Annotated in this window: 24 protein-coding genes; 15 read left to right on the plus strand and 9 right to left on the minus strand. The window is 66.7% G+C overall.

Features of this window, described 5'->3' with window-relative positions; genetic code table 11:
• Positions 1-32: 32 nt before the first annotated feature.
• The 5 genes from RF701_RS02970 to yaaA all read right to left on the minus strand — a co-directional run bounded on the left by RF701_RS02970 (position 33) and on the right by yaaA (position 5,245).
• Positions 33-386: a DUF952 domain-containing protein gene (locus RF701_RS02970; RefSeq protein WP_210358865.1), complete on the minus strand. Its 354-nt coding sequence runs from the start codon at positions 384-386 to the stop codon at positions 33-35.
• Positions 383-3,196: a DNA gyrase subunit A gene (gene gyrA / locus RF701_RS02975; RefSeq protein WP_308814044.1), complete on the minus strand. Its 2,814-nt coding sequence runs from the start codon at positions 3,194-3,196 to the stop codon at positions 383-385. Before gyrA ends, RF701_RS02970 begins: the two co-directional genes overlap by 4 nt.
• A gap of 183 nt (positions 3,197-3,379) precedes the next feature.
• Positions 3,380-3,682 (minus strand): hypothetical protein, encoded by a 303-nt coding sequence (locus RF701_RS02980; protein WP_308814045.1) that lies wholly within the window; start codon positions 3,680-3,682, stop codon positions 3,380-3,382.
• A gap of 130 nt (positions 3,683-3,812) precedes the next feature.
• On the minus strand, positions 3,813-4,523 hold the full coding sequence (locus RF701_RS02985; protein WP_308814046.1) for an SDR family oxidoreductase: 711 nt from the start codon (positions 4,521-4,523) through the stop codon (positions 3,813-3,815).
• Positions 4,505-5,245, minus strand: coding sequence for a peroxide stress protein YaaA (gene yaaA, locus RF701_RS02990; protein WP_210358869.1), 741 nt, complete (start codon positions 5,243-5,245; stop codon positions 4,505-4,507). Before yaaA ends, RF701_RS02985 begins: the two co-directional genes overlap by 19 nt.
• 174 nt (positions 5,246-5,419) lie before the next feature.
• Here yaaA and RF701_RS02995 point away from each other — a divergent pair, with 174 nt between their 5' ends.
• The 3 genes from RF701_RS02995 to RF701_RS03005 all read left to right on the plus strand — a co-directional run bounded on the left by RF701_RS02995 (position 5,420) and on the right by RF701_RS03005 (position 8,015).
• Entirely contained in the window at positions 5,420-6,739 is a 1,320-nt protein-coding gene (locus tag RF701_RS02995) for a hypothetical protein (protein WP_210358870.1), read from the plus strand.
• An 81-nt stretch (positions 6,740-6,820) separates the two neighbouring features.
• Positions 6,821-7,471, plus strand: a complete 651-nt coding sequence (locus tag RF701_RS03000; protein WP_210358871.1) for a squalene/phytoene synthase family protein — start codon at positions 6,821-6,823, stop codon at positions 7,469-7,471.
• Positions 7,472-7,550: 79 nt separating this feature from the next.
• A complete protein-coding gene (locus RF701_RS03005) occupies positions 7,551-8,015 on the plus strand; it encodes an EF-hand domain-containing protein (RefSeq protein ID WP_374758583.1) in 465 nt (154 codons plus the stop codon).
• Here the strand turns inward: RF701_RS03005 and trmFO are convergent.
• Complete coding sequence (gene trmFO, locus RF701_RS03010) at positions 7,945-9,321, minus strand: methylenetetrahydrofolate--tRNA-(uracil(54)-C(5))-methyltransferase (FADH(2)-oxidizing) TrmFO (RefSeq protein WP_308814047.1); 1,377 nt, start codon at positions 9,319-9,321, stop codon at positions 7,945-7,947. The two genes, RF701_RS03005 and trmFO, sit on opposite strands and share 71 nt — an antisense overlap.
• A 73-nt stretch (positions 9,322-9,394) precedes the next feature.
• Here trmFO and RF701_RS03015 point away from each other — a divergent pair, with 73 nt between their 5' ends.
• Entirely contained in the window at positions 9,395-9,829 is a 435-nt protein-coding gene (locus tag RF701_RS03015; RefSeq protein ID WP_210358874.1) for a DUF488 family protein, read from the plus strand.
• Here the strand turns inward: RF701_RS03015 and RF701_RS03020 are convergent.
• The 3 genes from RF701_RS03020 to RF701_RS03030 all read right to left on the minus strand — a co-directional run bounded on the left by RF701_RS03020 (position 9,820) and on the right by RF701_RS03030 (position 13,628).
• A complete protein-coding gene (locus tag RF701_RS03020; RefSeq protein ID WP_210358875.1) occupies positions 9,820-11,598 on the minus strand; it encodes a cation:proton antiporter in 1,779 nt (592 codons plus the stop codon). The genes RF701_RS03015 and RF701_RS03020 overlap by 10 nt on opposite strands.
• A 43-nt stretch (positions 11,599-11,641) precedes the next feature.
• Positions 11,642-12,199, minus strand: coding sequence for a TIGR02594 family protein (locus RF701_RS03025; protein WP_308814048.1), 558 nt, complete (start codon positions 12,197-12,199; stop codon positions 11,642-11,644).
• 208 nt (positions 12,200-12,407) lie between these two features.
• Positions 12,408-13,628, minus strand: coding sequence for an NADP-dependent isocitrate dehydrogenase (locus tag RF701_RS03030; RefSeq protein ID WP_308814049.1), 1,221 nt, complete (start codon positions 13,626-13,628; stop codon positions 12,408-12,410).
• Between the two features lie 211 nt (positions 13,629-13,839).
• On the opposite strand from RF701_RS03030, the gene RF701_RS03035 reads away from it, so the two are divergent.
• The 11 genes from RF701_RS03035 to rseP all read left to right on the plus strand — a co-directional run bounded on the left by RF701_RS03035 (position 13,840) and on the right by rseP (position 25,862).
• On the plus strand, positions 13,840-14,571 hold the full coding sequence (locus RF701_RS03035; protein ID WP_210358877.1) for a phosphatidylserine decarboxylase: 732 nt from the start codon (positions 13,840-13,842) through the stop codon (positions 14,569-14,571).
• A 35-nt stretch (positions 14,572-14,606) separates the two neighbouring features.
• Positions 14,607-15,401 (plus strand): phosphatidylcholine/phosphatidylserine synthase, encoded by a 795-nt coding sequence (locus RF701_RS03040; RefSeq protein ID WP_210358929.1) that lies wholly within the window; start codon positions 14,607-14,609, stop codon positions 15,399-15,401.
• 493 nt (positions 15,402-15,894) lie between these two features.
• Positions 15,895-16,707: a 30S ribosomal protein S2 gene (gene rpsB / locus RF701_RS03045; protein ID WP_210358878.1), complete on the plus strand. Its 813-nt coding sequence runs from the start codon at positions 15,895-15,897 to the stop codon at positions 16,705-16,707.
• A 96-nt stretch (positions 16,708-16,803) separates the two neighbouring features.
• Positions 16,804-17,745, plus strand: a complete 942-nt coding sequence (gene tsf / locus RF701_RS03050) for a translation elongation factor Ts (RefSeq protein WP_210358879.1) — start codon at positions 16,804-16,806, stop codon at positions 17,743-17,745.
• A 356-nt stretch (positions 17,746-18,101) separates the two neighbouring features.
• Positions 18,102-20,516 carry a TonB-dependent receptor domain-containing protein gene (locus tag RF701_RS03055; RefSeq protein ID WP_308814050.1) on the plus strand — a complete coding sequence of 805 codons (2,415 nt, stop codon included), beginning with the start codon at positions 18,102-18,104 and terminating at the stop codon, positions 20,514-20,516.
• Positions 20,517-20,650: 134 nt separating this feature from the next.
• Positions 20,651-21,382 carry a UMP kinase gene (pyrH, locus tag RF701_RS03060; protein ID WP_203309894.1) on the plus strand — a complete coding sequence of 244 codons (732 nt, stop codon included), beginning with the start codon at positions 20,651-20,653 and terminating at the stop codon, positions 21,380-21,382.
• 3 nt (positions 21,383-21,385) lie between these two features.
• Positions 21,386-21,943, plus strand: coding sequence for a ribosome recycling factor (frr, locus tag RF701_RS03065; RefSeq protein ID WP_203309895.1), 558 nt, complete (start codon positions 21,386-21,388; stop codon positions 21,941-21,943).
• Between the two features lie 73 nt (positions 21,944-22,016).
• On the plus strand, positions 22,017-22,754 hold the full coding sequence (locus RF701_RS03070) for an isoprenyl transferase (RefSeq protein WP_308814051.1): 738 nt from the start codon (positions 22,017-22,019) through the stop codon (positions 22,752-22,754).
• A gap of 44 nt (positions 22,755-22,798) precedes the next feature.
• Positions 22,799-23,560, plus strand: a complete 762-nt coding sequence (locus RF701_RS03075) for a phosphatidate cytidylyltransferase (protein WP_308815603.1) — start codon at positions 22,799-22,801, stop codon at positions 23,558-23,560.
• Positions 23,557-24,732, plus strand: coding sequence for a 1-deoxy-D-xylulose-5-phosphate reductoisomerase (locus RF701_RS03080; protein ID WP_203309897.1), 1,176 nt, complete (start codon positions 23,557-23,559; stop codon positions 24,730-24,732). Before RF701_RS03075 ends, RF701_RS03080 begins: the two co-directional genes overlap by 4 nt.
• Positions 24,729-25,862, plus strand: a complete 1,134-nt coding sequence (gene rseP, locus RF701_RS03085) for an RIP metalloprotease RseP (protein ID WP_308814052.1) — start codon at positions 24,729-24,731, stop codon at positions 25,860-25,862. Before RF701_RS03080 ends, rseP begins: the two co-directional genes overlap by 4 nt.
• Positions 25,863-25,876 lie beyond the last annotated feature (14 nt).

The raw sequence follows: 25,876 nt of genomic DNA on the forward strand, positions 1-25,876 counted from the left end.
GTCGGATGCGGCTAACGGAGCGGTGGGCGCGATCAGCCGGTCACCGGAAGCTTAACCCGGCCCTGTTCATCGCGCTCCAGCGGCGAATAGGCGACCACGGTATCGAGCAGCAACACGCCATAGAGGTGCGGGAAAAGCTGTCCGCCACGCGATTCTTCCCATTTCACCGGATCGTCCTGCGCCGCGAGGTCGACCGCGGCGACGTGGAGGTCGTGCTGCCCGGCGAAGTGCTTGTCCACCGTCTCCGTCAGCTGCGCGGCAGTCGACAGGTGGATATATCCATCCGCCAGGTCGACCGGCGCGCCGGCGAACCGGCCGTCGCGTTCCAGCGCCGCCATCTGTTCGGCGGTCAGCACCTTGTACGCGATCAGCGGCCGGTCACTCATGCTTCGTCCTCTTCACCCTCGTCGCTCTCGTCGACGCGTTCGCCCATCGTCTGCGGCCCGGTGCCATCGTCGAGATGGATCGCCTCCGAGTCATCCGGGGTCGGTGTTTCCGCCAGTTCCTGCGCGACCAAGGCCTCGGCGGCGTTCTCCGGATCCTCCTCCTCGTCGATACGCGCGGCCGAGACGACATGTTCGTCATTGGCGACGTTGAACAGCGTGACGCCCTGCGTGTTGCGACCAGTCACCCGCACGTCGCCGACCGACATGCGGATCAGCTTCGCCTGATCGGTGACCAGCATCAGCTCCTCGCCGTTGTGGGCGGGGAAGCTCGCGACCACGGGACCGTTGCGTCCGGCGGATACGATGTTGGTGATGCCCTGGCCGCCACGGCCGGTGCGCCGATATTCGAATGCGGACGTACGCTTGCCATAGCCGTTGGCGGTGACGGTAAGGATGAACTCCTCCGCCGCCTCGAAGGCTGCCATGCGTTCCGGCGAGAGCGTCATCTCGCGATCGCCCTCCTTCCACGGAGCGGCCTTCAGATAGGCGTCGCGCTCCTCGGTCGACGCGGCGAAGCCGCCCAGGATCGACAGGCTGATCACCTCGTCGCCGTCACTCAGGCTGATTCCGCGCACGCCCGTCGAGGTTCGCGACTGGAACTCGCGAACGTCGGTCGCCGCGAAGCGGATCGCCTTGCCCTGCCGGGTGGCGAGCAGCACGTCGTCCTCCTCCGTCAGCAGCGCCACGCCGATCAGGCGGTCGTCGCTGCCCTCGTCGAAGCGCATGGCCAGCTTGCCGTTCGACGGGATGTTGGCGAAGGCGTCCATGGCATTGCGACGAACCGTCCCGTTGGCGGTGGCGAACATGACGTGCAGGTCGCCCCACCGCGCCTCGTCCTCCGGCAGCGGCAGGACGGTCGAGATCGTCTCGCCCGGCGCCAGCGGCAGCAGGTTGATCATCGGGCGGCCGCGCGTGGCCGGTCCGCCTTCCGGGAGGCGCCACACCTTCTTGCGGTACACCTTGCCATGGTTCGAGAAGAAGAGGACCGGCGTGTGCGTGCTCGTCACGAACAGGCTGGTGATCGCGTCCTCGTCCTTGGTCGCCATGCCGGCGCGGCCCTTGCCGCCGCGCTTCTGCGCCCGGAACGCGTCGAGGGGCGTCCGCTTGATATAGCCCTGCACCGTCACGGTGACGACCATGTCCTCGCGCTCGATCAGATCCTCGTCGTCGATGCCGTCCGCGGCTGCGGCGATCTCTGTCCGGCGAGGCGTCGCGAAGGCGGCGCGGACGTCGACCAATTCCTCGCGCATCACCTCGTAGAGGCGGACGCGATCGGCGAGAATGGCGAGCAGCTCAGTGATCGAGTCGGCGAGCGTCTTGAGTTCGTCGCCGATCTCGTCGCGGCCCAGCGCGGTGAGGCGGTGCAGACGAAGGTCGAGGATCGCACGTACCTGCACGTCGGTCAGGCGATAGCTCTCGCCGGTGGCCTGCGTGTCGACCGCTTCGACCAGGCGCAGATAGGGCGCGATCTCCGCTACCGGCCACTCGCGCACGAGCAGCGCGGCGCGCGCTTCGGCGGGGCTGGCGGAGCCGCGGATGATGCGCACCACCTCGTCCAGGTTGGTGACCGCGATGACGAGACCGAGCAGGATGTGGGCGCGGTCGCGCGCCTTGGCGAGCTCGAACTTGGATCGACGGGTGATGACCTGTTCGCGGAACTGGACGAAGGACTGGATGATGTCCTTGAGGTTCAGCGTCTCGGGGCGTCCGCCGCGGATCGCGAGCATGTTGGCCGGGAACGACCCCTGCGCCGGCGTATGCCGCCACAGCTGGTTGAGCACGACGTCGGGTGTCGCATCGCGCTTCAGGTCGATGACAATTCGGACGCCTTCGCGGTTCGACTCGTCGCGAATGTCGCTGACGCCTTCGATCCGCTTGTCCTTCGCCGCCTCGGCGATCTTTTCCACCAACGCGTTCTTGCCCTGCTGGAACGGGATCTCGGTTAGGACGATCGAGCGCCGGTCGCCGCGTCCTTCCTCGATGACGTGACGCGAGCGCACGATGATCGACCCACGGCCCGTGTTGTAGGCGGACCGTGCCCCCGCGCGCCCGAGGATGATGGCGCCGGTCGGAAAGTCCGGCCCCGGCACGATCTCCATCAACTCCTCGACGGTGATCGCACCGTTGTCGATGTATGCGAGGCAGGCATCGACGACCTCGCCCAGATTGTGCGGCGGTATGTTGGTCGCCATGCCGACCGCGATGCCGCCGGCGCCGTTGACCAGAAGATTGGGGAACCTTGCCGGCAGGACCTGCGGTTCGCGCTCGCTGCCGTCGTAGTTGGGCTGGAAATCGACGGTATCCTTGTCGAGATCCTCCATCAGATAATTGGCCGAGCGCGCCAGGCGTGCCTCGGTATAGCGCATCGCGGCGGGCGGATCCGGATCCATCGAGCCGAAGTTGCCCTGACCGTCGATCAGCGGCAGCCGCATCGACCAGTCCTGCGTCATCCGCGCCAACGCGTCGTAGATCGCGGTATCGCCGTGCGGGTGATATTTACCGATCACGTCACCGACGATGCGCGCCGACTTGCGATAGGGCCGATTGAAGAAGAAGCCGCTCTCCTGCGCCGAGAAGAGGATGCGGCGATGCACCGGCTTTAGCCCGTCGCGCACGTCGGGCAGCGCACGGGCGACGATCACGCTCATCGCATAGTCGAGATAGCTCGACTTCATCTCGTCGACGATGGAGATCGTCGAATTGCCCTCGGGATGGGCGGGGGGTTCGGCGAGGACGGTCTCGTCGGCCAAGGATCAAGCTTTCGAAGATGGGGGTGAAACGAACCCCTATCTAGGCACGAGTCGCACGAATGTCACGCGCACGCACGCACGCGGGAGAGCCTGTCGCGCGCGACCGGCGGCGACGGTGCCGCCACCGGTGCTTGCGGTCCGATCGGCGGCAGGCGAGAATGCGGCCGGCCGCCGGTCGGACGTTTACTTGCAAGCCTTCTTGTTGGCGTTGCCGGCCTTGCTGCAATTATAGGTGACGGTCTTGCCGGTGGAGGTCTTGGCGGTGACCATGCGCCCGTTGGCGGCAGCCTTCTTCGTCACCGTCGTGTTCGTCGTTGCCTTTGCGGACGCGGCGCCCGCGGGCTTTGTCGTCGTCGTGGACTTCGACGTGACCGTCGTCTTCGCCTTGGCGGAACCGGCCGGGCTCATCCCCTGCGCATCGGCAACCGTGGCGACGCCGAGCAGCGCGGCGGCCGACAGGAACAGTACGGGCAGCGACTTGGTCATGATTCTCTCCTTCTCATGCAGCGATCGTCCGGCGTTGCGGACGTCGTGGCCGCATGGATGCGCCCAAGACGCTGTCGCGTAAATGGCAGAATGGTGACATGTTTGTCATCATCCTGGCGCAACCCTTTGACTAAGGAAGGATCTCCTTACCCTCATGGTCGAAGACCTTGCCCGTGTCGGGGGTCTTCAGCCCGTCGATGACGTCGAGCAGCTGCGATGCGGCGCGGTCTGGCGTGAACAGCGTGCCGGGCCGGACATTGCCCTGGAAGGGCTTGGAGAGGGCGGTGTCCACGGTTCCCGGATGAAGGCCGACGACGATCGATCGGTCGTTGCGCCGTCGCTCTTCGATCGACAGCGTCCGGACCAGCTGGTTCACCGCCGCTTTCGCCATGCGATAGCCGTACCATCCGCCGAGCCGATTGTCCGAGATGCTGCCGACCCGCGCGGACAGGATCGCGAAGACGGTCCGCCCCGTCGGGGGCATCAGCGGCAACAGGTGCTTGGCGACGAGCGCCGGGCCGATCGCGTTGACGGCGATCGTCCGCGCGAGCCACGCGCCGTCCAGATCACGGTAGGTCTTCTCGGGGCCTTCATCGCCGTCGTGAAGCAGGCCGCTTGCGACGATGACGAGCTCGGGCGCGGGGCCGGCCGCGATCGTCGCGGCCACCGCGGCGATGCTTGCCTCGTTCTCGAGGTCGATATGGTCGTCACCGATTGCGCTGCGGGACAGCGCGCGCACGACGTCGTATGTGGCTTCGTCGCGCAGGGCCTCGACCAGGGCCGCGCCGATGCCCCCGGACGCGCCGATGACAATCGCCGCGCTCACCGGCGGAAGGTCCATGAGGCGCCGTCGCTGGTGTCGGGATCGAAGGCATAGCCGTCGCTGTCGAAGCCTTTCATGGCTTCGATATCCGTGACGCGATGCTCGATCATCCAGCGGGCCATCATCCCGCGCGCCTTCTTGGCGTGGAAGCTGATGAAGCGCTCGCCCTCGCGGAAATCGACCCCGATGACCCGGACCGTCGGCGGAAGCCGACCCGCGACCGCGGCGAAATATTCCTGGCTCGCCAGGTTGAGGATCGTGTCGTCGCCCCCCGCTGCGAGATCGTCGACCAGCCCCTTGGCGATGCGATCCCCCCACCAGTCCGTCAGTTTCGTCCTGCGGGGCGCCCAGCGCGTGCCCATTTCCAACCGATAGGGACGCATGCGGTCCAGCGGGCGCAGCAGGCCATAGAGACCGGACAGCAGCCGCAGGTGGTCCTGCGCGAAGGGAAGCGACTCCGGCGGCAGCGTCTTCGCTTCGAGACCGGTGTAGACGTCGCCCGCGAAGGCAAAGAGCGCCGGCCTCTCCGGCGCTTCGGGAAAGTCGCGGAACCGGTCGGCGTTGAGCTTTGCCAGCGCGGGAGAGATGTGCATCAGCTCCTGCAGTTTCTTCTGCGTCAGGTGCGATGCCGCCCTGGCAAGGGTTGCCGCCTCGTCGGCGAAGCGCGGCTGGGTTGCCGCGAGGTCGGGCAGGGGGCTTTCGTAATCCAGCGTCTTCGCCGGCGACAGGAGCGCGATCATGGCAGCCGGTTAGCCGCCGTTGAAGAGTCGTTCAATCGTGGTTCACCCGCTTGCGGCGATTGACGAAAGTGATGCTGGCACAGGCGGCCGCTCGGCTTGAACGCCGTCGCCCGGACCTTTACAGCCGCCCCACACGTTTCCCGGTAGCAATGCCCCCAAATGGAGAGAGTTTGCATGAAGACCCTTTCGAAGCTCGCGCTGGCCGCCGTGCTGGCCACCGGCGTGAGCGGGATCGCCCTGACCGCGCCCGCCGCGGCCAAGGACAAGAAGGAGCAGGCCGCGCAAGGGCCGCAGTTCAAGCTCAGCAAGCCGGTGCTCGCCGTCGCCGGCCAGGCGCAGACCGCGATCCAGCAGCGTAACGTCGCCGCCGCCGAGCCGCTGGTCGCGCAGATCGAGGCCGCCGCGACGACCGACGACGACAAGTATATCGCCGCCGCGCTCCGGTACGACCTGGAGAATACCAAGCTCGTCGTCGCGCAGCAGGCGAACCCCAATGCGCCGCTCGATGAGACGGTCCTCGCCAAGCCGCTCGATGCGCTGATCGCCGCGAAGAGCACGCCTGCCGTCGATCGCGGCAAGTATCTGTTCCGCCGCGGCGCGCTAGCGGCGAACGGTGGCCAGGCTCAGGTCGCTGTGCAGTATTTCACGCAGGCCAAGGCGGCGGGTTACACCAGCCCGGACCTCGATCTGCAGCTCGCCAAGCTCAAGGTGCAGTCGGGCGACGTGGCCGGCGGCCTCACGGATCTGTCCTCGGTCATCGACGCGCAGAAGGCCGCAGGCCAAACGCCCCCGGAAGCCTATTATCGCTATGCGATCGCGACCGCGAACGGCAAGGGCATGCGCGCCCAGACCGTCGACTGGATGAAGAAGTACCTCGTCGCCTATCCGACTCCGAAGGTATGGCGCGACGTCATCCTGCAATACGCCTTCGCGCAGAATGCGCCGGTCAAGGCCGACAAGCTGCAGCAGATCGACCTGTTCCGCCTGATGCGTGCCAGCAATTCGCTTGTCGATCAGGCGGCCTATGAGGAATATGCTCAGGCGGTCTACGATCGCGGCAATCCCTATGAGGCGGCGGCGGTGCTGAAGGAAGGCATGGCGTCGGGCAAGATTCCGGCGACCAGCACCTTCTCGAAGCGCCTGCTGGGCGACGCGAACACCGCGATCAAGAATGAGGGTTCGCTCGCGACCAGCGAGAAGCAGGCGGCAGCGTCCAAGGACGGCAAGCTGTCGGCGCAGACCGCTGACGCCTATCTCGGCCAGGGCAATTACGCCAAGGCGATCGAATTGTATCGTCAGGCGCTGAGCAAGGGCGGCGTCGACAAGGACGAGGTGAACACGCATCTCGGCATCGCGCTCGCACGCTCGGGCGACAAGGCGGGCGCGCAGACCGCGTTTGCCGCCGTCACGACCGAGCCGCGGGCGGGCATCGCCAGCCTCTGGACGACCTGGCTCCAGGCCGGCACCAGCGCGGCTGCGACGCCGGCCGCCTGAGCCGGATCTTTTCGGCTGACAACAGGGGCGGTCCGCGTGCGGGCCGCCCCTTTGCTTTGGTCGCTACCAGGATGCGCATGCATGGCTGAGGCTTCGCTCACCCCCGACCGCCGGATCGCTATCGCCAGCGCACCGCAAGGCGCGCGGCATGCTTTCGCCGCATTGCTGGGACTGGATCAACGCTTGGGCGATATCGTCCGGGCCGCCCGCGATCCGATGATAGGGCAGATGCGGCTCACGTGGTGGCATGAGGCGCTGGGACGGCTGGATTCGGCGCCCGCGCCGGCCGAACCCCTGTTGCGGGACCTGGCGACGCATGTCGTCGCCGGTGGTATTCGCGGTGCCATGCTCGCCGATCTGGTAGAGGGCTGGGAGGTCTTGCTCGACGAGGCCACAAACCAAGAGTCGCTCGGCGTCTATGCGCGTGGCCGCGGTGGACTGCTGTTCGACCTCGGCACGCGCCTGCTCCGGTCGACGGCGGAGCCCTATGTCGGTGCGGCGGGACGGGCATGGGCGTTGGCGGACCTCGCAAACGGGTCGGCGGACGGCCGGGTGGTCGAGGCCGCAAGGGGGACGGCCGCGGGACTTTCCCGGCAGGCCTTCGCGCACCGGTGGCCGGCGCCCATACGACCGCTGGGTATCCTTGCCAAACTTGCGATTGCGGGGGGCGAGCCAGGCAACGCGCTGGCCAAGTCCATGGCAATAGCACGGTTTCGCCTGATTGGTCGATAACGGATATATTTCCCGTTGCTCGCCCGGTCGGTCTTGCTACCCTGCGTTTCGACGGGGAGCAGGCAGCATGTGGCGGTATTTGATCGGCGGCGCGGCGATCGTGGCGTTGGGTGGCGCCGGCATCTCCCTGCTTCGGGGGCATGCCTCGCCACCGCCGATCCTTTCCAGGCCGCGGCCTGCGCCGGTGGCCTCTGTTGATCCTCCCGAGCGCGACGACGCGGCGAAGGTGCCGGAGGCGCTTCCGGCCACGCGGGAGCAGAAGCGGTTCGACCGCTACGACAAGGACCGAGACGGTAAGGTCAGCCGCGAGGAATATCTCGCCGCCCGGCGCAAGGCTTTCGCCAAGCTCGACGCGAACGGCGATGGCCGGCTCTCGTTCGACGAGTGGGCCGTCAAGGCGGAGAGCAAATTCGCCGCAGCCGATCGTGACCGGTCCGGCGCGATGGACCGCGCGGAATTCGCCACGACGGCGGTCAAGCGAACGTCGCGGCCTCGTGCGAAATGTCCGCCGTCCGAGCCGGCGCCGGCCGCGGAAGACAGCTGAGCCACTGGTCGAATGCCGCGCGTGCGCGCGCCGTGTACATCTTCTTGCGGTCGGCCTTTTTGGTTCGCCCCTCGATCGGGGGCATCAAACCGAAATTGACGTTCATGGGCTGGTAGCTTTCAGCCTCCGCGCCGCCGGTGATGTGCCCCAGCAAGGCGCCAAGGGCCGTCTCGACCGGCGGCGGCGGCAGGGTGGCGCCAGACAGCTCCGCAGCCGCGAAACGGCCCGCCATCAGGCCGATGGCGGCACTTTCTATATAGCCCTCGCACCCGGTGATCTGGCCGGCGAAGCGGATGTTCGGCCGATTTCTAAGCCGGAGGGTCGGGTCGAGCAGTTCGGGCGAACGGATGAAGGTATTGCGGTGCAGGCCGCCGAGCCGGGCGAATTCCGCATTCTGCAACCCGGGGATCGTTCGGAACAGCCGGACCTGCTCGGCATGCTTCAGCTTGGTCTGAAAGCCGACGATGTTCCACAAGGTGCCCTGGGCATTGTCCTGGCGTAGCTGAACGACCGCATAGGGCCAGCGCCCGGTCCGCGGGTCGTCGAGGCCGACGGGCTTCATCGGACCGTAACGCAGCGTGTCGACGCCGCGCTCGGCCATGACCTCGATCGGCATGCAGCCCTCGAAATAGGGGGTGTCCTTTTCCCAGTCGCGAAACTCGGTCTTCTCCCCGGCGAGCAGCGCGGCATGGAAGGCGAGATATGCGTCCTTGTCGAGCGGGCAGTTGATGTAATCCTTCCCGTCTCCCTTGTTCCAGCGGCTCTGGAACCAGGCGATTTCCATGTCGATACTGTCGCGATGAACGATGGGCGCGATGGCGTCGAAGAAGGCGAGGGCGTCCGTGCCGGTGGCGCCGCCGATCGCTTCTGCAAGCGCCGGGGCGGTCAGCGGACCGGTGGCGAGGATCGCTGGGTCGTCGGGCAACGTATCGACGCGCTCGCGAACGATCGTGATGTTGGGGTGCGCGGACAGTGCGGCGGTCACGCCCGCCGAAAAGCCGTCGCGATCCACCGCCAGGGCGGAGCCTGCCGGCACGCGATGCGCGTCGCCCTCGCGCAGGATCAGCGAACCCAGGCGTCGCATTTCCTGGTGCAACAGGCCGACGGCGTTGCTTTCCGCATCGTCGGAGCGAAAGCTGTTCGAGCAGACGAGTTCAGCCAGCCCGTCCGTGTGGTGCGCGGGCGTGGCGTCGCCGCCGCCGCGCATCTCCGACAGCTTCACCCGGAAACCCGCCTCGGCGAGCTGCCACGCGGCTTCCGAGCCGGCGAGGCCGCCGCCGACGATGTGGATGTGATGGTCGCTCATGAAATCGCTTTGCCAGGCTGATGGTAAATCGCGCCCCTTAGCGGGCTTGCGACGCAATGCCTATATCGGCGCCATGACCAAGATATACACGATCGGCTATGAAGGCGCGACCATGGCCGATTTCCTCCGCGCACTGACGGCCGCCGGGGTCAAACGCGTGATCGACGTCCGTGCGCTGCCGGCGTCGCGTCGCCCGGGCTTTTCGAAGACCCCGCTCGCCGCCAGTCTCAAAGAGGCGGGGATCGATTATGTGCATCTGAAGGCGCTGGGGACGCCAAAGCGCGGTCGCGATGCGGCCAAGAAGGGCGATATCGCGACCCTGCGCGAGGTCTATGACGCGCAACTGGGCCTGCCGGAAGCGGAAGCCGCGTCGGCTGCGATGCTCGAACTCGCCGCGGAGGTTCCCAGTGCGCTGCTGTGCTACGAACGGGAACCCGGCCATTGCCACCGCACGTTGCTGCTTGCCGCCGTGGCTCGATCGGCGACGGTCGTCGACCTCTATGTCTGACCTTGCGCGGCATCGCCCATCCGCCGCACACGGCGGATGCGTGGCTCGCGGTCGATCGCGGCGGCCGCACGGATCGTCTGGCGGAGTTCGTCGCGCTTCTCGTGGATAGAGGCGATGACGGGGCCCATCGCGATCCCGAGATCGACGAGCACCGCCTCGGACAGCTGCAGCGAGCTTTCCAGGGTCTCCGGCACGGCGTCCGTCACCCCCGCGCGATAGAGCTCCGCGGCATGGTCCGGATCACGCGCACGCGCGATGATCGGCAGGTCCGGCGCGATCGCGCGCATCCGCCGGGTCAGGCGCACGGACAATACAGGATCGTCCATCGTCAGGATCAGCGCGCGGGCCCGCGCGATCGCCAGTCGCTCGACCAGTTCGGCACGGGCGATGTCGCCGAAGACGATCGGATAGCCTGCCGCACGCGCCTCCGCGACGGCGTCGATGTCCGCTTCCACCGCGACGTACGACTGGCCGTGCACCGTCAGAAGGTCGGCGACCATCCGCCCGACACGGCCGAATCCGATGATGACGGCGCCATCCGCCTCGGGCTGGGGCGCCGCGGGCTCGGCACGGATGTCGATGCGCCGTGCGACGATCTGGCCCGCGCGCGCCAGCAGCGGCGTTATCGTCAACCCGATCGCCGTCACCGTCTGCCAGAAAGCTGCGGTCTGGCCGGTGATGAGCTGGGCCTGGGTGGCGGTCGCCAGCACGATCAGTGTCGTCTCGGACGGGCTACCCATCAGCAGGCCCGTCTCGACCGCAAGGCCGCGGCGCGCCTGTGCCACGCGCAACAGCAGATAGGTGACGACCGATTTGACTAGGACGACGCCGACGACGGCGAGTAGCAGCGCCGGCCAATTGGCGAGGATGAGGCGCAGATCGAGGCTCATGCCGACCGTGATCAGGAACACGCCGAGCGCCAGTCCCTTGAAGGGCGCGGTGATGACTTCGACCTCGGTATGATATTCCGTTTCGGCGATGAGAAGGCCGGCCAGCAGCGCGCCGACGATCGGTGACAGGCCTGCCGCCGTGGTGGCCACGCTGGCGACGATGACGACGAGGAGGGCGGCGGCAAGGAACAGTTCGGGGCTTTTCGTCCGCGCCGCCTGCGCGAACAGACGGGGCAGGAAGACGCGACCGCCGATGTAGATGGCGGCCACCGTGGCGAGTCCGCGCGCGGCCACGCCTGCGATCCCGACCCAGCCCTCCTCGCTTGCGGTCGGGGCCATTGCGCCTAGCGCAAAGATGATCGGGACGAGCGCCAGATCCTCGAACAACAGCATAGCGAAGGCGCCGCGGCCGACCGGGCTGGTAGTGCCCACCAACGGGAGGACGAGGGCGGTTGAGGACAAGGCAAGCGCCAGCCCAAGGCCGGCGGCGCCCGCCCAGGGCTGACCAAGTAGATGCAGCGCGATCCCGATCAGCGCCGCGGATCCCAGCAACTCGGCCGGCCCGGTCCCGAACACCTGGCGGCGCAGCCCCCAAAGGCGGCGAAAGGACAGTTCCAGGCCGATCGAGAAGAGCAGCATGACGATGCCGAATTCGGCGAACGGCTCGATCGAATGGGGGTTGGAGATGGTCAGGTAATAGAGCCACGGCAGTTTCGGCACGAGGCTGCCGAGGCCGGCCGGGCCGACGAGCATGCCGACGAGGATGAAGCCGATAACCGGGCTGACCTTGAAGCGCGCGAAGGCCGGAATGACCAGGCCGGCGGCGCCCAGGATCACCAGCGTGTCCGAGAAGCCTTCGTTTTCCAGTCCGATCGCCATACGGGGACCCTAGCCTGTCCCGGCACGCTTTGTCAGGCGAAAGTCACGTCAGGGCGTAATTGCCGGCCAGTTCCCCGATCGCCGCGACCAGGAACGGGCGGACGGTCGCGGGCCGGTTCACATAGATGGGGCGGCGCGCGGCGTGGAGCCGGTCCTTGCCGATGCGCGTGAAGCAGACCTGATCCGACTGATTGCCGCCCAGCACGTGGAAGGCGGATGCATCCTCCGCCACATAGAGGCCGACGTGGCCGGCGGTACCGTCGTCGGTGCGCCGCAGGAAGGTCAGCACGTCGCCCAGCATCGGCTGGCCCGCCGGCTGGCCGAACGTCGACCAATTGAGCGCCCAGAGTGGATCGGCCGGTGGCGTCTTGCCGGCGCGCTTTGCCACCACCGCCATGAACAGGCCGCACCAGGGGACGGAGTCGTGCGAGTAATGCGATGCGACGTTGCCGCCGACCTCAGACGCCCAGGCAAGGATGGCGGGATTGTCGGCCGGACCCGCGAGTTCATGGGTGCCGATCAGCGCGCGCGCCTCGCTAATCATACGCGGCAGCTGACCGAGGTGGTCGAGCCAGGAATAGCGGGCCGGGTCGATGGGCATAGTCGCACCTCCACGTGCCGGCATCGTTCCTGATACCGACGGACCATCCTCGTGCCGACCGGTCGGGAGCGCCAGAGCGATCGTGTCCGGAATGGATGTGAAGTCGCGCTTTAGAGAAGACCGAGGCGCGACAGGGCATCGACCTGCGCCATAAAAAAAGGGGCGCGGCACCGCTGCCGCACCCCTTCGGATTAGCGTTCGAGAAGCGTCAGGCCCAGCTGGCCATCTTCGATTCGAGGTTCGAACGGACCGCCTCGAAGAATTGCTCGGTGGTCATCCAGGGCTGATCCGGGCCGATCAGGATCGCGAGATCCTTGGTCATCTGGCCGTTCTCCACGCACTCAATGCAAACCCGCTCCAGCGTCTCGGCAAAGCGCACCACGTCCGGCGTGTTGTCGAACTTGCCGCGATACTTAAGACCACCGGTCCATGCGAAGATCGACGCGATCGGGTTGGTCGACGTCGCCTTGCCCTGCTGGTGCTGGCGATAGTGGCGCGTGACGGTACCGTGCGCCGCCTCCGCCTCGACGGTCTTGCCATCCGGCGTCAGCAGAACCGAGGTCATCAGGCCCAGCGAACCGAAGCCCTGCGCCACTTGGTCCGACTGTACGTCGCCGTCGTAGTTCTTGCATGCCCAGACGAACTCGCCATTCCACTTCAGCGCGGACGCGACCATGTCGTCGATCAGGCGGTGCTCGTAGACGATGCCCGCTTCCTTGAACTTGTCTTTGAACTCGGCCTCGAACACCTCGGCGAACAGGTCCTTGAACCGGCCGTCATACGCCTTGAGGATCGTGTTCTTGGTGGACAAATAGACTGGCCACTTGAGGTTGAGGCCGTAGTGCATCGACGCACGGGCGAAATCGCGGATCGAATCGTCGAGATTGTACATGCCCATCGCGACGCCGGACGAGGGGAACTGGAAGACCTCCTCCTCGATCTCCTGGCCGTCCTCGCCCTGCCACTTCATCGTCAGCTTGCCCGGACCGGGGACGCGGAAGTCGGTCGCCTTGTACTGATCGCCGAACGCATGGCGGCCGACGACGATCGGATGTGTCCAGCCCGGAATCAGGCGGGGTACGTTCTTGATGACGATCGGCTCGCGGAAGACGACGCCGCCCAGGATGTTGCGGATCGTGCCGTTGGGCGACTTCCACATCTTCTTCAGGCCGAACTCCTCGACGCGCGCCTCGTCGGGCGTGATCGTCGCGCACTTGACCGCGACACCGTATTTCTGCGTCGCCTTGGCGGCGTCGACGGTGACCTTGTCCTCGGTCGCGTCGCGATGCTCGATGCCGAGGTCGTAATAGTCGAGTTCGATGTCGAGGTACGGCTTGATCAGGCGCTCGCGGATCCATTCCCAGATGATCCGCGTCATCTCGTCGCCGTCGATCTCCACGACGGGCGTGTTCACCTTGATCTTCGCCATGCTGTGCAATCCTATGGATGGGGAGTTTGGCGTCCGTCTAGGCACAAGCGGGCAGGGGATCAACCGTGGCATGGCTACCTGCAAATGGACGCGCGCCGCGTCTATGCCCGACCGGTGAATACGCGCGCCGTTACCATCGCCGGCGTCGCGCCACCGTCGAACCGTCGACCGCCGTTGTGTTGCAGGAACGACACGGTTACACCCGCGGGTTATGCCATCGCTCGAAAAGCCTCCCCATACGCCGCTGCCGACCACGACCGTCAAATGGCGCTTCCCCTCGGTTCACCCGGAGGGGCACAAATATGCCGCCATCGCCTTCGGCATCACGCTTCTGGCGACGATCGTGACCAAGGTCCTGTTCTGGCCGCTGCTCGGCGTCGTCGTCTGGGTGTTGACGTTCTTCCGCGATCCGGTCCGCACGACGCCGACGGGCGACGGACTGATCATCGCGCCGGCCGACGGCCTGGTGACGATGATCCAGAAGGTGCCGGTGCCTCGCGAACTCGTGGCCGAGCTGGGCGAGGCGCCGCTGACCCGCGTCTCGATCTTCATGTCGGTCTTCGACGTCCACATCAATCGTACGCCGATCGCCGGCACGATCCGCCAGGTCGTGTATATCAGCGGCAAGTTCCTCAACGCCGACCTGGACAAGGCGTCGGATGAGAATGAGCGGCAGCATATCGTCGTGGAGGGGCGGGACGGCCGCCGCATCGGGTTCACGCAGATCGCGGGTCTGGTCGCGCGCCGTATCGTGCCGTTCGTCAAGCCGGGCGATATGGTCGCGACCGGGCAGCGGATCGGCCTGATCCGCTTCGGTAGTCGGGTAGACGTATTCCTGCCTGATGATATCGTCCCGCAGGTGACGCTGGGTCAGCGTTCGATCGCGGGCGAGACGGTGATCGGCCGCGTCGGTGGAGCGGCCGTGACCGGGATCAGCCAGTGATCGATCGGGACGGTCAGGGGATCCGGCGCCGACCGGTGCGACGGCTGCGCGCGCCCGCCGGGGGGCTGCCGCTCCGCGCGGTCGCGCCCAATGCCGTGACCGCCCTGGCACTTTGCTCCGGTCTCAGCGGTGTCCGCTTCGCGATCGGCGGCGAATGGCAGAGCGCGGTGACGATGATCATGATCGCCGGCGTGCTGGACGGGATCGACGGCCGTATCGCCCGATTGCTGCGCGGCGAAAGCCGCTTCGGCGCCGAACTGGACTCCCTGTCGGATGCCATATCCTTCGGCGTCGCGCCCGCGCTGATCCTCTATCTGTGGTCCTTGGCCGCTGTCCCGCGTCTCGGCTGGATCTGCGCATTGGTCTTCGCCGTCTTCTGCGCGCTGCGTCTTGCGCGCTTCAACGCCAGGATTGACCTCGACGAGCAGCCGCACAAGTCGGCTGGCTTCCTGACCGGCATCCCGGCGCCGGCCGGTGCCGCGCTGGCGATGGTGCCGCTCTATTTCTGGTTCTGGACCGACGAGCCGATCTTCGCGTCCCCCAAGCTCGTCGGCCCCTGGGTTGCATTCATCGCGTTACTGATGGTGTCGAGTGTCGCCACCTTCTCGTGGAGCTCGTTCCGCCTCCGCCGCACCGTCCGTTTCGAAGCCCTGGCCGGCGTCGTCCTGCTGGGGGCGGCACTGGTGTCGATGCCGTGGCACACGCTCTGCGTCCTGTGCCTCGGCTATCTGGCTACCATCCCGTTCAGCATCGCCAGCTATGCGCGGATCAAGCGGCTGCGCGCGACGGCTGCGCAGGCGACGGAGTCGACCCCGACGCCCAGCGCCTGACCGCGATCCGCCGCTCGACGGAAGCGATATGCGCCAGCGGCGTGAATGCGGGTTCGACATGGCCGTCCATCATACGGATGATGCGGCGCCATTGCGGAGCGACGGTCGCGACGATCACGCCAATGGAGAGCGCCAACGCGCCTGCGAAAATCAGAATGCTCACCATTGCAACCATGTCCGCCTCCCTGGCGCGAACTTTTCTGTGGATAAGTCCGCTTAACCGTTCATTAACCCGTCGGTTCCGCCCACCAGATCGGAAAACCCTGATTTTTCAGCGATATTGCTGAAAGACCCGTTCTGTTCCGGTCATTGGACCCCTTACGAACCCTTTATGTTCCGTTTGCGTTCCTGCTGTCAAGCGTTGCATTATTTGCGCCTGTCGTCTAAGAGCGCCCCTCTCAACCCCGCATGGGAAGCAACATAGCCCGGTGCGTCGGCCGTCAGGTCGCACGTCATCCGCTTCCCAGAGGCTCAACCGGAAGGAGTTATCCCTATGGCGGCACCCGTCGTCACCATGCAGCAGCTGATCGAAACCGGCGCGCATTTCGGCCACCAGACGCATCGCTGGAACCCGAAGATGAAGCCGTATCTGTTCGGCGATCGCAACGGCGTTCACATCATCGACCTCTCGCAGACCGTGCCCCTCTTCGCGCGCGCGCTCGAGTTCGTTTCGTCCACCGTCGCGGCCGGCGGCAAGGTGTTGTTCGTCGGCACCAAGCGCCAGGCGCAGGAAGCCGTCGCCGATGCGGCGCGCCGTTCGGGCCAGCATTTCGTCAACCACCGCTGGCTGGGCGGCATGCTCACCAACTGGAAGACGATCAGCAACTCGATCAAGCGCCTGAAGGCGCTGGAAGAGCAGCTGTCGGGCGACACGCACGGCCTGACCAAGAAGGAAGTGCTGCAGCTGACCCGGGAGCGCGACAAGCTCGAGCTGTCGCTCGGCGGCATCCGCGACATGGGCGGCGTTCCCGACGTCATGTTCGTGATCGACGCCAACAAGGAAGAGCTGGCGATCAAGGAAGCGAACACGCTGGGTATTCCGGTGGTCGCCATCCTCGACTCGAACGTCTCGCCGGACGGCATCGCCTTCCCGGTGCCGGCGAACGACGACGCCAGCCGTGCCATCCGCCTGTATTGTGAGGCGATCGCCATCGCCGCCACGCGTGGCAATGTCGAGCAGCAGCAGCGTCGCGGCGTTGATCTGGGCGCGATGGAAGAGGCGCCGGTCGAGGAAGCGGTGTCAGTCGAGCCTGCGTCCGAGTCGGCCAGCGCCGAAGCGGAGGCCGAGCGTCAGATCGACGCCTGAGCCCGCACAAGCGTCATCGAACTTTCATGCGGGCGGAGCAGGGCGCGTGGCGCTCCGCCCCGCCCGCAACCACATTCGAACGTAGAGGATAGTATAATGGCCGATATCACCGCAGCGATGGTCAAGGACCTGCGCGACAAGAGCGGCGCGGGCATGATGGACTGCAAGAAGGCGCTGAACGAGACCGGTGGCGACATGGACGCCGCACTCGACTGGCTGCGCACCAAGGGCCTCGCCGCCGCGCAGAAGAAGTCGAGCCGTACTGCTGCCGAGGGTCTGGTCGGCGTCGCCGTTGCCGGCACCAAGGGCGCGGTCGTCGAGGTGAACTCGGAAACCGACTTCGTCGCGAAGAACGACCAGTTCCAGCAGTTCGTCCGTGACGTCACGCAGATCGCGCTCGCCAGCCCGAACGGCGGCGACATCGAGGCGCTGAAGGGTGAGGCGATGCCGTCGGGCGGTACCGTCGCCGACGTGCTGACCAACAATGTCGCGACCATCGGCGAGCACCAGACGCTGCGCCGCGCGAAGCGCCTCGAAGTGTCGAAGGGCGCGATCGTCAGCTACGTGCACAATCAGCAGGCGCCGGGCCTCGGCAAGATCGGCGTTCTGGTCGCCCTGGAATCGGAAGCGAACGACGAGGCGCTGCAGGCGCTCGGCAAGCAGCTGGCGATGCACATCGCCGCAGCGTTCCCTAAGGCGCTGAACGAGGACGACCTCGACGAGGCCGAAATCGAGCGCGAGCGCGCGATCGCCACCGAAAAGGCCGGTGAGAGCGGCAAGCCGGCAGACATTATCGCCAAGATGGTGGAAGGCTCGATCGCCAAGTACCGCAAGGAGCACGCGCTCGTGAGCCAGCTGTTCGTGATGGACGGCAAGACCAAGATCAGCGACGTCGTCGCCAAGGCCGGCAAGGACGCCGGCGCGGAGATCAAGCTGGTCGATTACGTCCGGTTCCAGCTGGGCGAGGGCATCGAGAAGGAAGCGTCGGACTTCGCCGCCGAAGTCGCCGCAGCGTCGGGCGTGCCGCAGAAGCAGTAAGCCGATCCGGCCGTTTTTGAAGGGGCGTCGTCCGCGAGGACGGCGCCCCTTTTTCGTGCCGATACCCGCCGCAGGCAAAGGCGGGCCAGCGTCCGGATCGGCGAGATGCCAGCATTGGTCGATCCGGCCATGCAGACGATGCGTTTCGGCACCGCTAGGCGGAGACACTCGCCGCTCCCCCCAGAAGCGGTGAACGCGCTTGCCGTGGCGGTGCCGATCCTCGTCGCCAGTCGCTCGATGCTCGAATGGGCGAGGCCGCTCCGACGCGAACAACGGGTGCAATACAGCCGTAACGGAACGGTCACCGTGCTGTCCCGCTGCCCCCTTACCGCCGCGACGGACCTTTTGAGGGGGAAATGAACGTGTTGACGAAGTTCGCGCTGCTCGCCGGTGTTGCGGCCTTGTGCCTGTCCGCGCCCGCCACCGCGCAGGAGGCCGCGCCCGGCGGGCCGGCGGTTGCTGACCAGGCTGCCGCCGACCAGACGAACGGACAGGACAGTAGTGATATTGTCGTCCTCGGCTTTGGCGAAAGCCGCCAGGTACAGACGGTTTCGGCGATCGACATGGAGCGGCTCACGCCCGGCACGTCCCCGCTCAAGGCCATCGCCAAGCTGCCCGGCGTCAATTTCCAGTCGGCCGATGCCTTTGGCGCCTATGAATGGTCCACCCGCATCAGCCTGCGTGGCTTCAACCAGAACCAGCTCGGCTTCACGCTCGACGGCGTGCCGCTGGGCGATATGTCCTATGGCAACGTGAACGGTCTGCACATCAGCCGCGCGATCATCTCGGAGAATCTCGCGAGCACGACGGTGGCTCAAGGTGCGGGCGCGCTCGGCACCGCTTCGGCCAGCAATCTCGGCGGCACGATCCAGTTCGTCAGCCGCAGGCCCTCCGACGCGATCGGTCTGGCCGCTTCGGGTACATATGGCAGCGACGACACCTGGCGCGGGTTCGCCCGGCTGGACACGGGCGACATCGGTGGCGGCCTGAAGGGCTACGTCAGCTACGGTTATCTCAGCACCGACAAATGGAAGGGGTTCGGCGTGCAGCGCCAGCACCAGGTCAATGCCAAGCTCGTGGAGGACCTGGGGGAACGCGGCAGCATCACGGCCTTCGTCAATTATTCCGACAGGCGCGAGAATGACTATCAGGATCTGAGCTACGACATCATCAGCCGGCGCGGCCTGCGCGACGACAACATCACGGATAATTACGCGCTCGCGCTCCAGATCGCGCGGGTCTACCAGAATCAGGCCGCGCTGGCGGCCTATCAGGCGGCGAACAAGGGCTCTGCCGCCGGCTTCGTCGCTCCCTGGACGGGGGCGGGCTTCGCCCTGCCGACGGGCTTCGGCACGGTCGACGATGCCTATTACGATGCGGCGGGTCTTCGCCGCGACTGGCTGGGCGGCGTCACCTTCGACGGCAAGCTGACCGATGCGCTCTCCATCGTCTCGACGACCTATTACCACCATAACAAGGGGCAGGGGTCGTGGATCACGCCCTATTCGCCGACGCCGGCGGGTGCGATCGGCGGCGCCGGGCAGCCGCTTCCACTCGCCTCGAGCGCCGCATATGGTTACGCCTCGCCGCTCGGTTTCCGTACGACGGAATATGGCATCGATCGCGGCGGCAATCTGACCCGCCTGACGCTGGATACGGGTGCCAACCAGCTGCAGGTCGGCGGTTGGTACGAGAGCAACAGCTTCACGCAGGCGCGCCGCTTCTACGGCATGTCCAACACGGCACCCGATCGCAACGCGCGTGATTTCCAGTCCAATCCGTATTTCACTCAGTGGAACGGGAAATACGACACCGAGACGCTGCAATATTTCGTCGCCGATACGCTCCGGCTGGGCGCGCTGACGCTGAACGGCGGTTGGAAGGGCATGCGGGTCAAGAACCAGGCGAACCTGCTGACGGGGACGCTGGTCAACGGCAGGATCAAGGCCGAGGACTGGTTCCTGCCGCAGGTCGGCGCGGTGTTCGGGCTCGGCAACGGCGCCGAGCTTTTCGCCAGCTATACCGAGAATATGCGCGCCTTCGTGTCGTCGGCGACGACCGGGCCGTTCGCCACGACGCAGGCCGGCTTCAATGCCATCGCCAATACGCTGAAGCCCGAGACGTCCAAGACGATCGAGGGCGGCGCGCGCCTTCGGAGCGGCGGCCTGCAGCTATCGGCGGCCGGCTATTACATCGACTTCTCGAACCGCCTGTTGTCCTTCTCGAACGGGGCGGGCATCATCGGCAATCCGCCGACGCTCAACAACGCCGGCAGCGTACACAGCTATGGCGCGGAGCTGTCCGCCTATTACCGGATCGTACGGCCGCTCAGCCTGTTCGCCAGCTATTCGTACAACAAGGCGACCTACGAGGACGATGTGCGCAACGCGGCGGGTACTGTGCTCACCGCCACTGCGGGCAAGACCGTAGTGGATACGCCGGAGCACATGGCGAAGGGCGAGATCGTCTATGACGACGGCGCTGTCTTCGCGCGCGCGGGCGCCGATTACATGTCCAAGCGCTACTTCACCTACCTCAACGACCAGTCGGTCGGCGGGCGGGTGCTGGTCGACGCGAGCATCGGCTACCGGTTCGGCGCGGGCGGCGGGGTCCTGCGGGGCTTCGCGATCGAGGGCAGCGTGACCAATCTCACTGACAAGAAGTATGTCTCGACGATCGGTTCGAACGGCTACACGGCGAGCGGCGACAATCAGACCTTGCTCGCCGGCGCGCCGCGGCAATTCTTCGTGACGCTGCGCACAGGCTTCTGACCGCGCATCGCCCCTCCCGGCAGCGGGAGGGGCTCTTGCACCGAAAGCTCACAGGACGGCGGCGCGTCGAGGTTGCTCCCGCGCCGCTGTCCGCCTAAGGTCCGCGCCGCTTTCCCCATAACCCCAAGGACCTCATGAGCCCCGCGCCGCGCTTCAAACGCATCTTGTTGAAATTGTCCGGCGAAGTGCTGATGGGCGACGGCGGGGGTCTCGCGATCGATCCCGCCGTCACTGCGCGCGTCGCCGCGGAGATCGCCGACGTGAAGGCGCAGGGGTTCGAACTCTGCATCGTCGTCGGCGGCGGCAACATCTTCCGCGGCATCTCCGGTGCGGCGCGCGGCATGGAACGCGCGACGGGCGATTACATGGGCATGCTCGCGACCGTGATGAACGCGCTCGCGGTGCAGAATGCGCTCGAGCAGATCGGCGTCGAGACGCGCGTCCAGTCCGCGATCCCCATGTCGTCGGTGTGCGAGCCCTTCATCCGACGCCGTGCGATGCGCCATCTGGAGAAGGGGCGCGTTGTGATCTTCGCCGCCGGCGTGGGTTCCCCCTTCTTCACCACGGATTCGGGCGCCGCGCTGCGCGCCGCCGAGATGAACTGCGACGCGCTGTTCAAGGGGACGAGCGTCGACGGCGTCTATGACGCCGATCCAAAGAAGGACCCGAACGCCAAGCGCTACGCCACCGTCAGCTACGACACGGTGCTGGCCCATAACCTCAAGGTCATGGACGCGAGCGCCGTGGCCTTGTGTCGCGATTCGAACATTCCGATCGTCGTCTTCAACATCCGAGAGCATGGCAATTTCGCCGCCGTGCTGCACGGCGAGGGCGTGTCGACGGTCGTCCAGAAGGAAACGGAGTAACCCATGGCCGCCTACGACAAGTCCGATCTCGAGCGCCGCATGGCCGGCGCGGTCGAATCGCTCAAGCATGACCTGAACGGCCTGCGCACCGGGCGCGCATCCACCGCGCTGCTCGATCCGGTGACAGTCGAGGTGTACGGCAGCCACATGCCGCTCAATCAGGTCGCGACCGTCTCCGCGCCGGAGCCGCGGATGCTGTCGGTGCAGGTGTGGGACAAGTCCAACGTCGGCCCGGTCGAGAAGGCGATCCGCTCCGCGGGCCTTGGCCTCAACCCGATCAACGACGGCCAGACGCTGCGCCTGCCGATACCCGATCTGACTGAGGAGCGTCGCAAGGAGCTGGCGAAGCTGGCGGGCAAATATGCGGAAGGGGCGCGCATCGCGGTCCGCAACGTCCGTCGAGACGGCATGGACAGCCTGAAGACTGACGAGAAGAAGGGCGTGTTCAGCGAGGACGAGCGCAAGCGCCACGAGGCGGAGGTGCAGAAGCTGACCGACGCGACCATCGCCGATGTCGACGCGGCGGCGGCGGCCAAGGAAAAGGAAATCCTGGGCAAGTGACGCGCGAACGGCACTCGCTGTCGGGCGCATGCCGGGGGCGTGCGCGGCGTCTCGCTCCCTGCGGGGTGTCGGCATGAGCAGCGCGCCCCTTCTTTCCGCCGTGCCCGAGACCGGTCCCGTCCCGCGCCATGTCGCGATCATCATGGACGGCAACGGTCGGTGGGCGAAGGCGCGGCATCTGCCGCGTGTCGCCGGTCACAAGGCGGGCGTGGAGGCGGTACGCCGCGTCACCCGCGCCGCGCGCGCGATGGGGATCGAGGCGCTGACGCTCTACGCCTTCTCGTCCGAGAACTGGCGCCGCCCGGAAGAGGAGGTCGGCGCGTTGATGGGATTGCTGCGCCTGTTCATCCGCTCCGATCTGGCGGAACTGGTCGCGGAAAACGTCCGGCTGCGGATCATCGGCGACTATCGCCGCTTCGCGCCCGACCTGGTCGCCATGGTCGACGACGCGGTCGCCCGCACCGCCGCCAATACGGGCCCCGTCCTGGCGATCGCGCTCAACTACGGGTCGCAGGCGGAACTCGTCGCGGCGGCGCGACGACTGGCGGCGCGCGCGGCGGCCGGCGAGATCGATCCCGCCGCGATCGGCCCTGCGGATATCGAGGCGGAGCTGGACACCGCGGACCTGCCGCCGCTCGACCTCGTCATCCGATCGTCGGGGGAGCAGCGGCTGTCCAATTTCCTGCTGTGGCAGGCGGCCTATGCCGAATTATTGTTCGTCGATACGCTCTGGCCGGATTTCGACGCCGATAGCCTGGCAGAGGCGGTGGCGGCATTCGGTCGGCGCCAGCGGCGTTACGGCGGCCTGTGAGCGCCTCCGACCAGCCGCCACGGGGGCGGCGGCCGTCCGAGTTGATGGTGCGCACGCTGGCGGGTCTCGGACTGATCGCGCTTGCCATGATCTGCCTGACGTTGGGCGGCTTTCCGCTCTGGCTGCTGACGGCCGTCGCCGGTGTGTTCATGATGGCGGAGTGGAGCGATCTGCACGCCGCCACGCCGCGCGACAAGCGGCTCGGCCAGTTCGCGCTCTTCGCGGCGCTGGCGATCATGAGCCCGCTCGCCGCGGGGCCGGACTTCTTCGCGCTCGGATTGCTCGCGGGCGTGTTCTTCTTCATCACCATCGTCACCCGCCGCCCGCAGCTTGGCGCCGGTGCCTTCTATGTCGGCCTGCCGATCTTCGCCGTGCTTCTCATCCGTGAGCAGAAGCCCGACGGCATCGTCTATACCCTTTGGGCGCTTGCATTGGTCTGGGCCACCGATATCGGCGCCTATTTCGCCGGCCGCGCGATCGGGGGACCCAAGCTCGCGCCATCGATCAGCCCCAACAAGACCTGGGCCGGACTGGTCGGCGGTGTCGTCGCCGCGATGCTGCTCGCGTTGGCGATGCACGCCGCTTATGGATTACCCGTGCGGCTCGTGCTGGCGACGCCCGTCCTGGCGGTGCTCGCACAAGCCGGCGACCTGTACGAAAGCCATCTCAAGCGACGGGCCGGTGTCAAGGATTCGGGCAGCATCATCCCTGGCCATGGCGGTGTGCTGGACCGGCTGGACGGTCTCGTGCCCGTCGCACCCGTCGCGGCGCTGCTGGTCGTGCTGCCGATGCTGCTTGCCGCATGAAGACGATCAACATCCTGGGTGCGACCGGCTCCGTCGGTACCTCCACGCTCGATCTGGTCGAGCGCGAGCCGGACCGGTTCCGCGTGCGCGCGCTCACGGCCAATTGCGACGTCGACCGGCTCGCCGCCGCGGCGATCCGGACCGGCGCCGAGCTTGCCGTCGTCGCGGATGCGACGTGTCTGCCGGCGCTGCGCGACGCGCTCGCCGGCACGGGCACGCGAGCCGCGGGCGGGCGACAGGCGGTGTGCGAGGCCGCGCGCGGTGCCGACTGGACGATGGGGGCGATCGTCGGCTGCGCGGGTCTGGGACCGGTCATGGCTGCGATCGAGGACGGCGGTACCGTCGTCCTCGCCAACAAGGAACCGCTCGTCTCGGCGGGGGAGGTGATCCTCGCCGCGGCCGCGCGCTCGGGCGCGACGCTGCTGCCCGCCGACAGCGAGCATAACGCCATCTTCCAATGCCTGGAGAAGGCGCATCCAGAGCGGGTCCGGCGCATCATCCTCACCGCCAGCGGCGGCCCGTTCCGTGACTGGTCGACCGAGGCGATGCGCGCGGTGACCCCGGCGCAGGCGGTCGCGCATCCCAATTGGTCGATGGGGGCGAAGATCAGCGTCGACAGCGCGACGATGATGAACAAGGGGCTCGAGCTGATCGAGGCCGCGCGGCTGTTTCCCGTCCCCGCCGATCGCATCGAGATCGTCCTGCATCGCCAGTCGGTGATCCATTCGATGGTCGACTATGTCGACGGGTCGATGCTCGCCCAGCTCGGTCCCAGCGACATGCGCGTGCCGATCGCCCACACGCTGGCATGGCCGGACCGCATGACGACGCCGATGGAGCCGCTCGATCTCGTGCGCATCGGAAGGCTCGACTTCGAGGAGGCGGACCCCGTCCGCTTCCCCGCTCTGCGGCTGGCGCGCGAAGCATTGGATGCGGGCGGCGCACGTCCCGCGATCCTCAACGCGGCCAATGAGATCGCGGTCGCGGCATTCCTCGCGAACCGGATCGGCTTCCTCGAAATTGCCGCAATCGTCGCCGATACCCTCGACCGGTTCGATCCGCCGCCGCCCGGTACGCTCGAGGATGTCCTCGACGTCGATGCCGAAGCGAGACGATTGGCGGAAGACCTGATACAGGGGTCCGGTTCGCGCGTTGAGGATTGCGTAGTTTGATCCAGTCTCCCGGCATCCTGTTGGCCGTCGTCGCCTTTCTCTGTGCGATCGGACCGCTCGTGTTCATCCACGAGATGGGACATTATCTTGCCGGCCGGTGGTGCGGCGTGAAGGCGGAAGCCTTTTCGATCGGCTTCGGCCGCGAGGTGGCAGGCTTCACCGATCGCCGCGGCACGCGGTGGAAATTCGGTTGGCTGCCGCTCGGCGGCTATGTCCGCTTCGCGGGGGACATGAACCCCGCCAGCCAGCCCGATGCGGCCTGGCTGTCGCTCCCCGCGGCGGAGCGGATGCGCACCTTCCAGGCCAAGCCCTTGTGGCAGCGAGCGATCATCGTCGGTGCAGGGCCCGCGGTGAACCTGATACTCGCGGTGCTGATCCTGGCGGGCTTCGCCTATGGCTATGGCGTGGACAAGACACCGCCCGTCGTCGGCAGCGTCGTTGCGGGAGGACCTGCGGCCAAGGCGGGCCTGGCGGAGGGCGACCGGATCGTTGCGGTGGACGGCCGCAGCGTTGACACCTTTTCCGACCTCGCGCGCTTCGCGCTGATCCGGCCGGCGCAGACGGTAACGATGACGATCGATCGCGCCGGCCGACAGATCGAAACGCCGCTGACGATCGGCACGGTCCATCAGCGGGACCGTTTCGGCAACGAATATCGCATCGGGCGCATCGGTATCGCCAGCGGGGCGCCGGTCCTCGCGCCGGTCAGCCTCGTCGAAGCGCCCGTTGCCGGCGCACGCATGACCGTGGACATCATCGGCGGTACGCTGGAGACGCTGGGCCAGATCATCAGCGGGCGCCGCTCGATCGACGAACTCGGCGGCCCGATCCGGATCGCCAAGATCTCGGGTGAGCAGATGGCGCTCGGCCTTCCGGCGTTCGTGTGGCTCGTCGCCATGCTGTCGATCAATCTGGGGTTCATCAACCTGCTGCCAGTGCCGATGCTCGATGGCGGTCATCTGTTCTTCTACGCGATCGAAGCGGTGCGTCGTCGTCCCCTCGAACCCCGCGTTCAGGAATGGGCTTTTCGCGGCGGGCTGGCGATGGTGCTGGCGCTGATGCTGGTCGTGACCTTCAATGATTTGATTGCCGTTGGCCTCTGGCAACGGCTGGCCGGGTTGATCGGCTGAACCGCTTGGGGCAG

It is taken from the genome of Sphingomonas sp. GV3 (genome assembly GCF_031082075.1).
Classification (GTDB): domain Bacteria; phylum Pseudomonadota; class Alphaproteobacteria; order Sphingomonadales; family Sphingomonadaceae; genus Sphingomonas; species Sphingomonas beigongshangi.

Coding starts and splice junctions, on each gene's coding strand:
- RF701_RS03000 (WP_210358871.1), top strand. CDS start 6,821: ATGGCTGAGGCTTCGCTCACCCCCGACCGCCGGATCGCTATCGCCAGC.
- frr (WP_203309895.1), top strand. CDS start 21,386: ATGGCCGCCTACGACAAGTCCGATCTCGAGCGCCGCATGGCCGGCGCG.
- RF701_RS02985 (WP_308814046.1), bottom strand. CDS start 4,523: ATGGACCTTCCGCCGGTGAGCGCGGCGATTGTCATCGGCGCGTCCGGG.
- RF701_RS03055 (WP_308814050.1), top strand. CDS start 18,102: ATGAACGTGTTGACGAAGTTCGCGCTGCTCGCCGGTGTTGCGGCCTTG.
- yaaA (WP_210358869.1), bottom strand. CDS start 5,245: ATGATCGCGCTCCTGTCGCCGGCGAAGACGCTGGATTACGAAAGCCCC.
- RF701_RS03030 (WP_308814049.1), bottom strand. CDS start 13,628: ATGGCGAAGATCAAGGTGAACACGCCCGTCGTGGAGATCGACGGCGAC.
- rpsB (WP_210358878.1), top strand. CDS start 15,895: ATGGCGGCACCCGTCGTCACCATGCAGCAGCTGATCGAAACCGGCGCG.
- RF701_RS03035 (WP_210358877.1), top strand. CDS start 13,840: ATGCCATCGCTCGAAAAGCCTCCCCATACGCCGCTGCCGACCACGACC.
- RF701_RS03075 (WP_308815603.1), top strand. CDS start 22,799: ATGGTGCGCACGCTGGCGGGTCTCGGACTGATCGCGCTTGCCATGATC.
- pyrH (WP_203309894.1), top strand. CDS start 20,651: ATGAGCCCCGCGCCGCGCTTCAAACGCATCTTGTTGAAATTGTCCGGC.
- RF701_RS03025 (WP_308814048.1), bottom strand. CDS start 12,199: ATGCCCATCGACCCGGCCCGCTATTCCTGGCTCGACCACCTCGGTCAG.
- RF701_RS02995 (WP_210358870.1), top strand. CDS start 5,420: ATGAAGACCCTTTCGAAGCTCGCGCTGGCCGCCGTGCTGGCCACCGGC.
- RF701_RS03020 (WP_210358875.1), bottom strand. CDS start 11,598: ATGGCGATCGGACTGGAAAACGAAGGCTTCTCGGACACGCTGGTGATC.
- RF701_RS03070 (WP_308814051.1), top strand. CDS start 22,017: ATGAGCAGCGCGCCCCTTCTTTCCGCCGTGCCCGAGACCGGTCCCGTC.
- RF701_RS03080 (WP_203309897.1), top strand. CDS start 23,557: ATGAAGACGATCAACATCCTGGGTGCGACCGGCTCCGTCGGTACCTCC.
- RF701_RS02970 (WP_210358865.1), bottom strand. CDS start 386: ATGAGTGACCGGCCGCTGATCGCGTACAAGGTGCTGACCGCCGAACAG.
- tsf (WP_210358879.1), top strand. CDS start 16,804: ATGGCCGATATCACCGCAGCGATGGTCAAGGACCTGCGCGACAAGAGC.
- RF701_RS02980 (WP_308814045.1), bottom strand. CDS start 3,682: ATGACCAAGTCGCTGCCCGTACTGTTCCTGTCGGCCGCCGCGCTGCTC.
- RF701_RS03015 (WP_210358874.1), top strand. CDS start 9,395: ATGACCAAGATATACACGATCGGCTATGAAGGCGCGACCATGGCCGAT.
- trmFO (WP_308814047.1), bottom strand. CDS start 9,321: ATGAGCGACCATCACATCCACATCGTCGGCGGCGGCCTCGCCGGCTCG.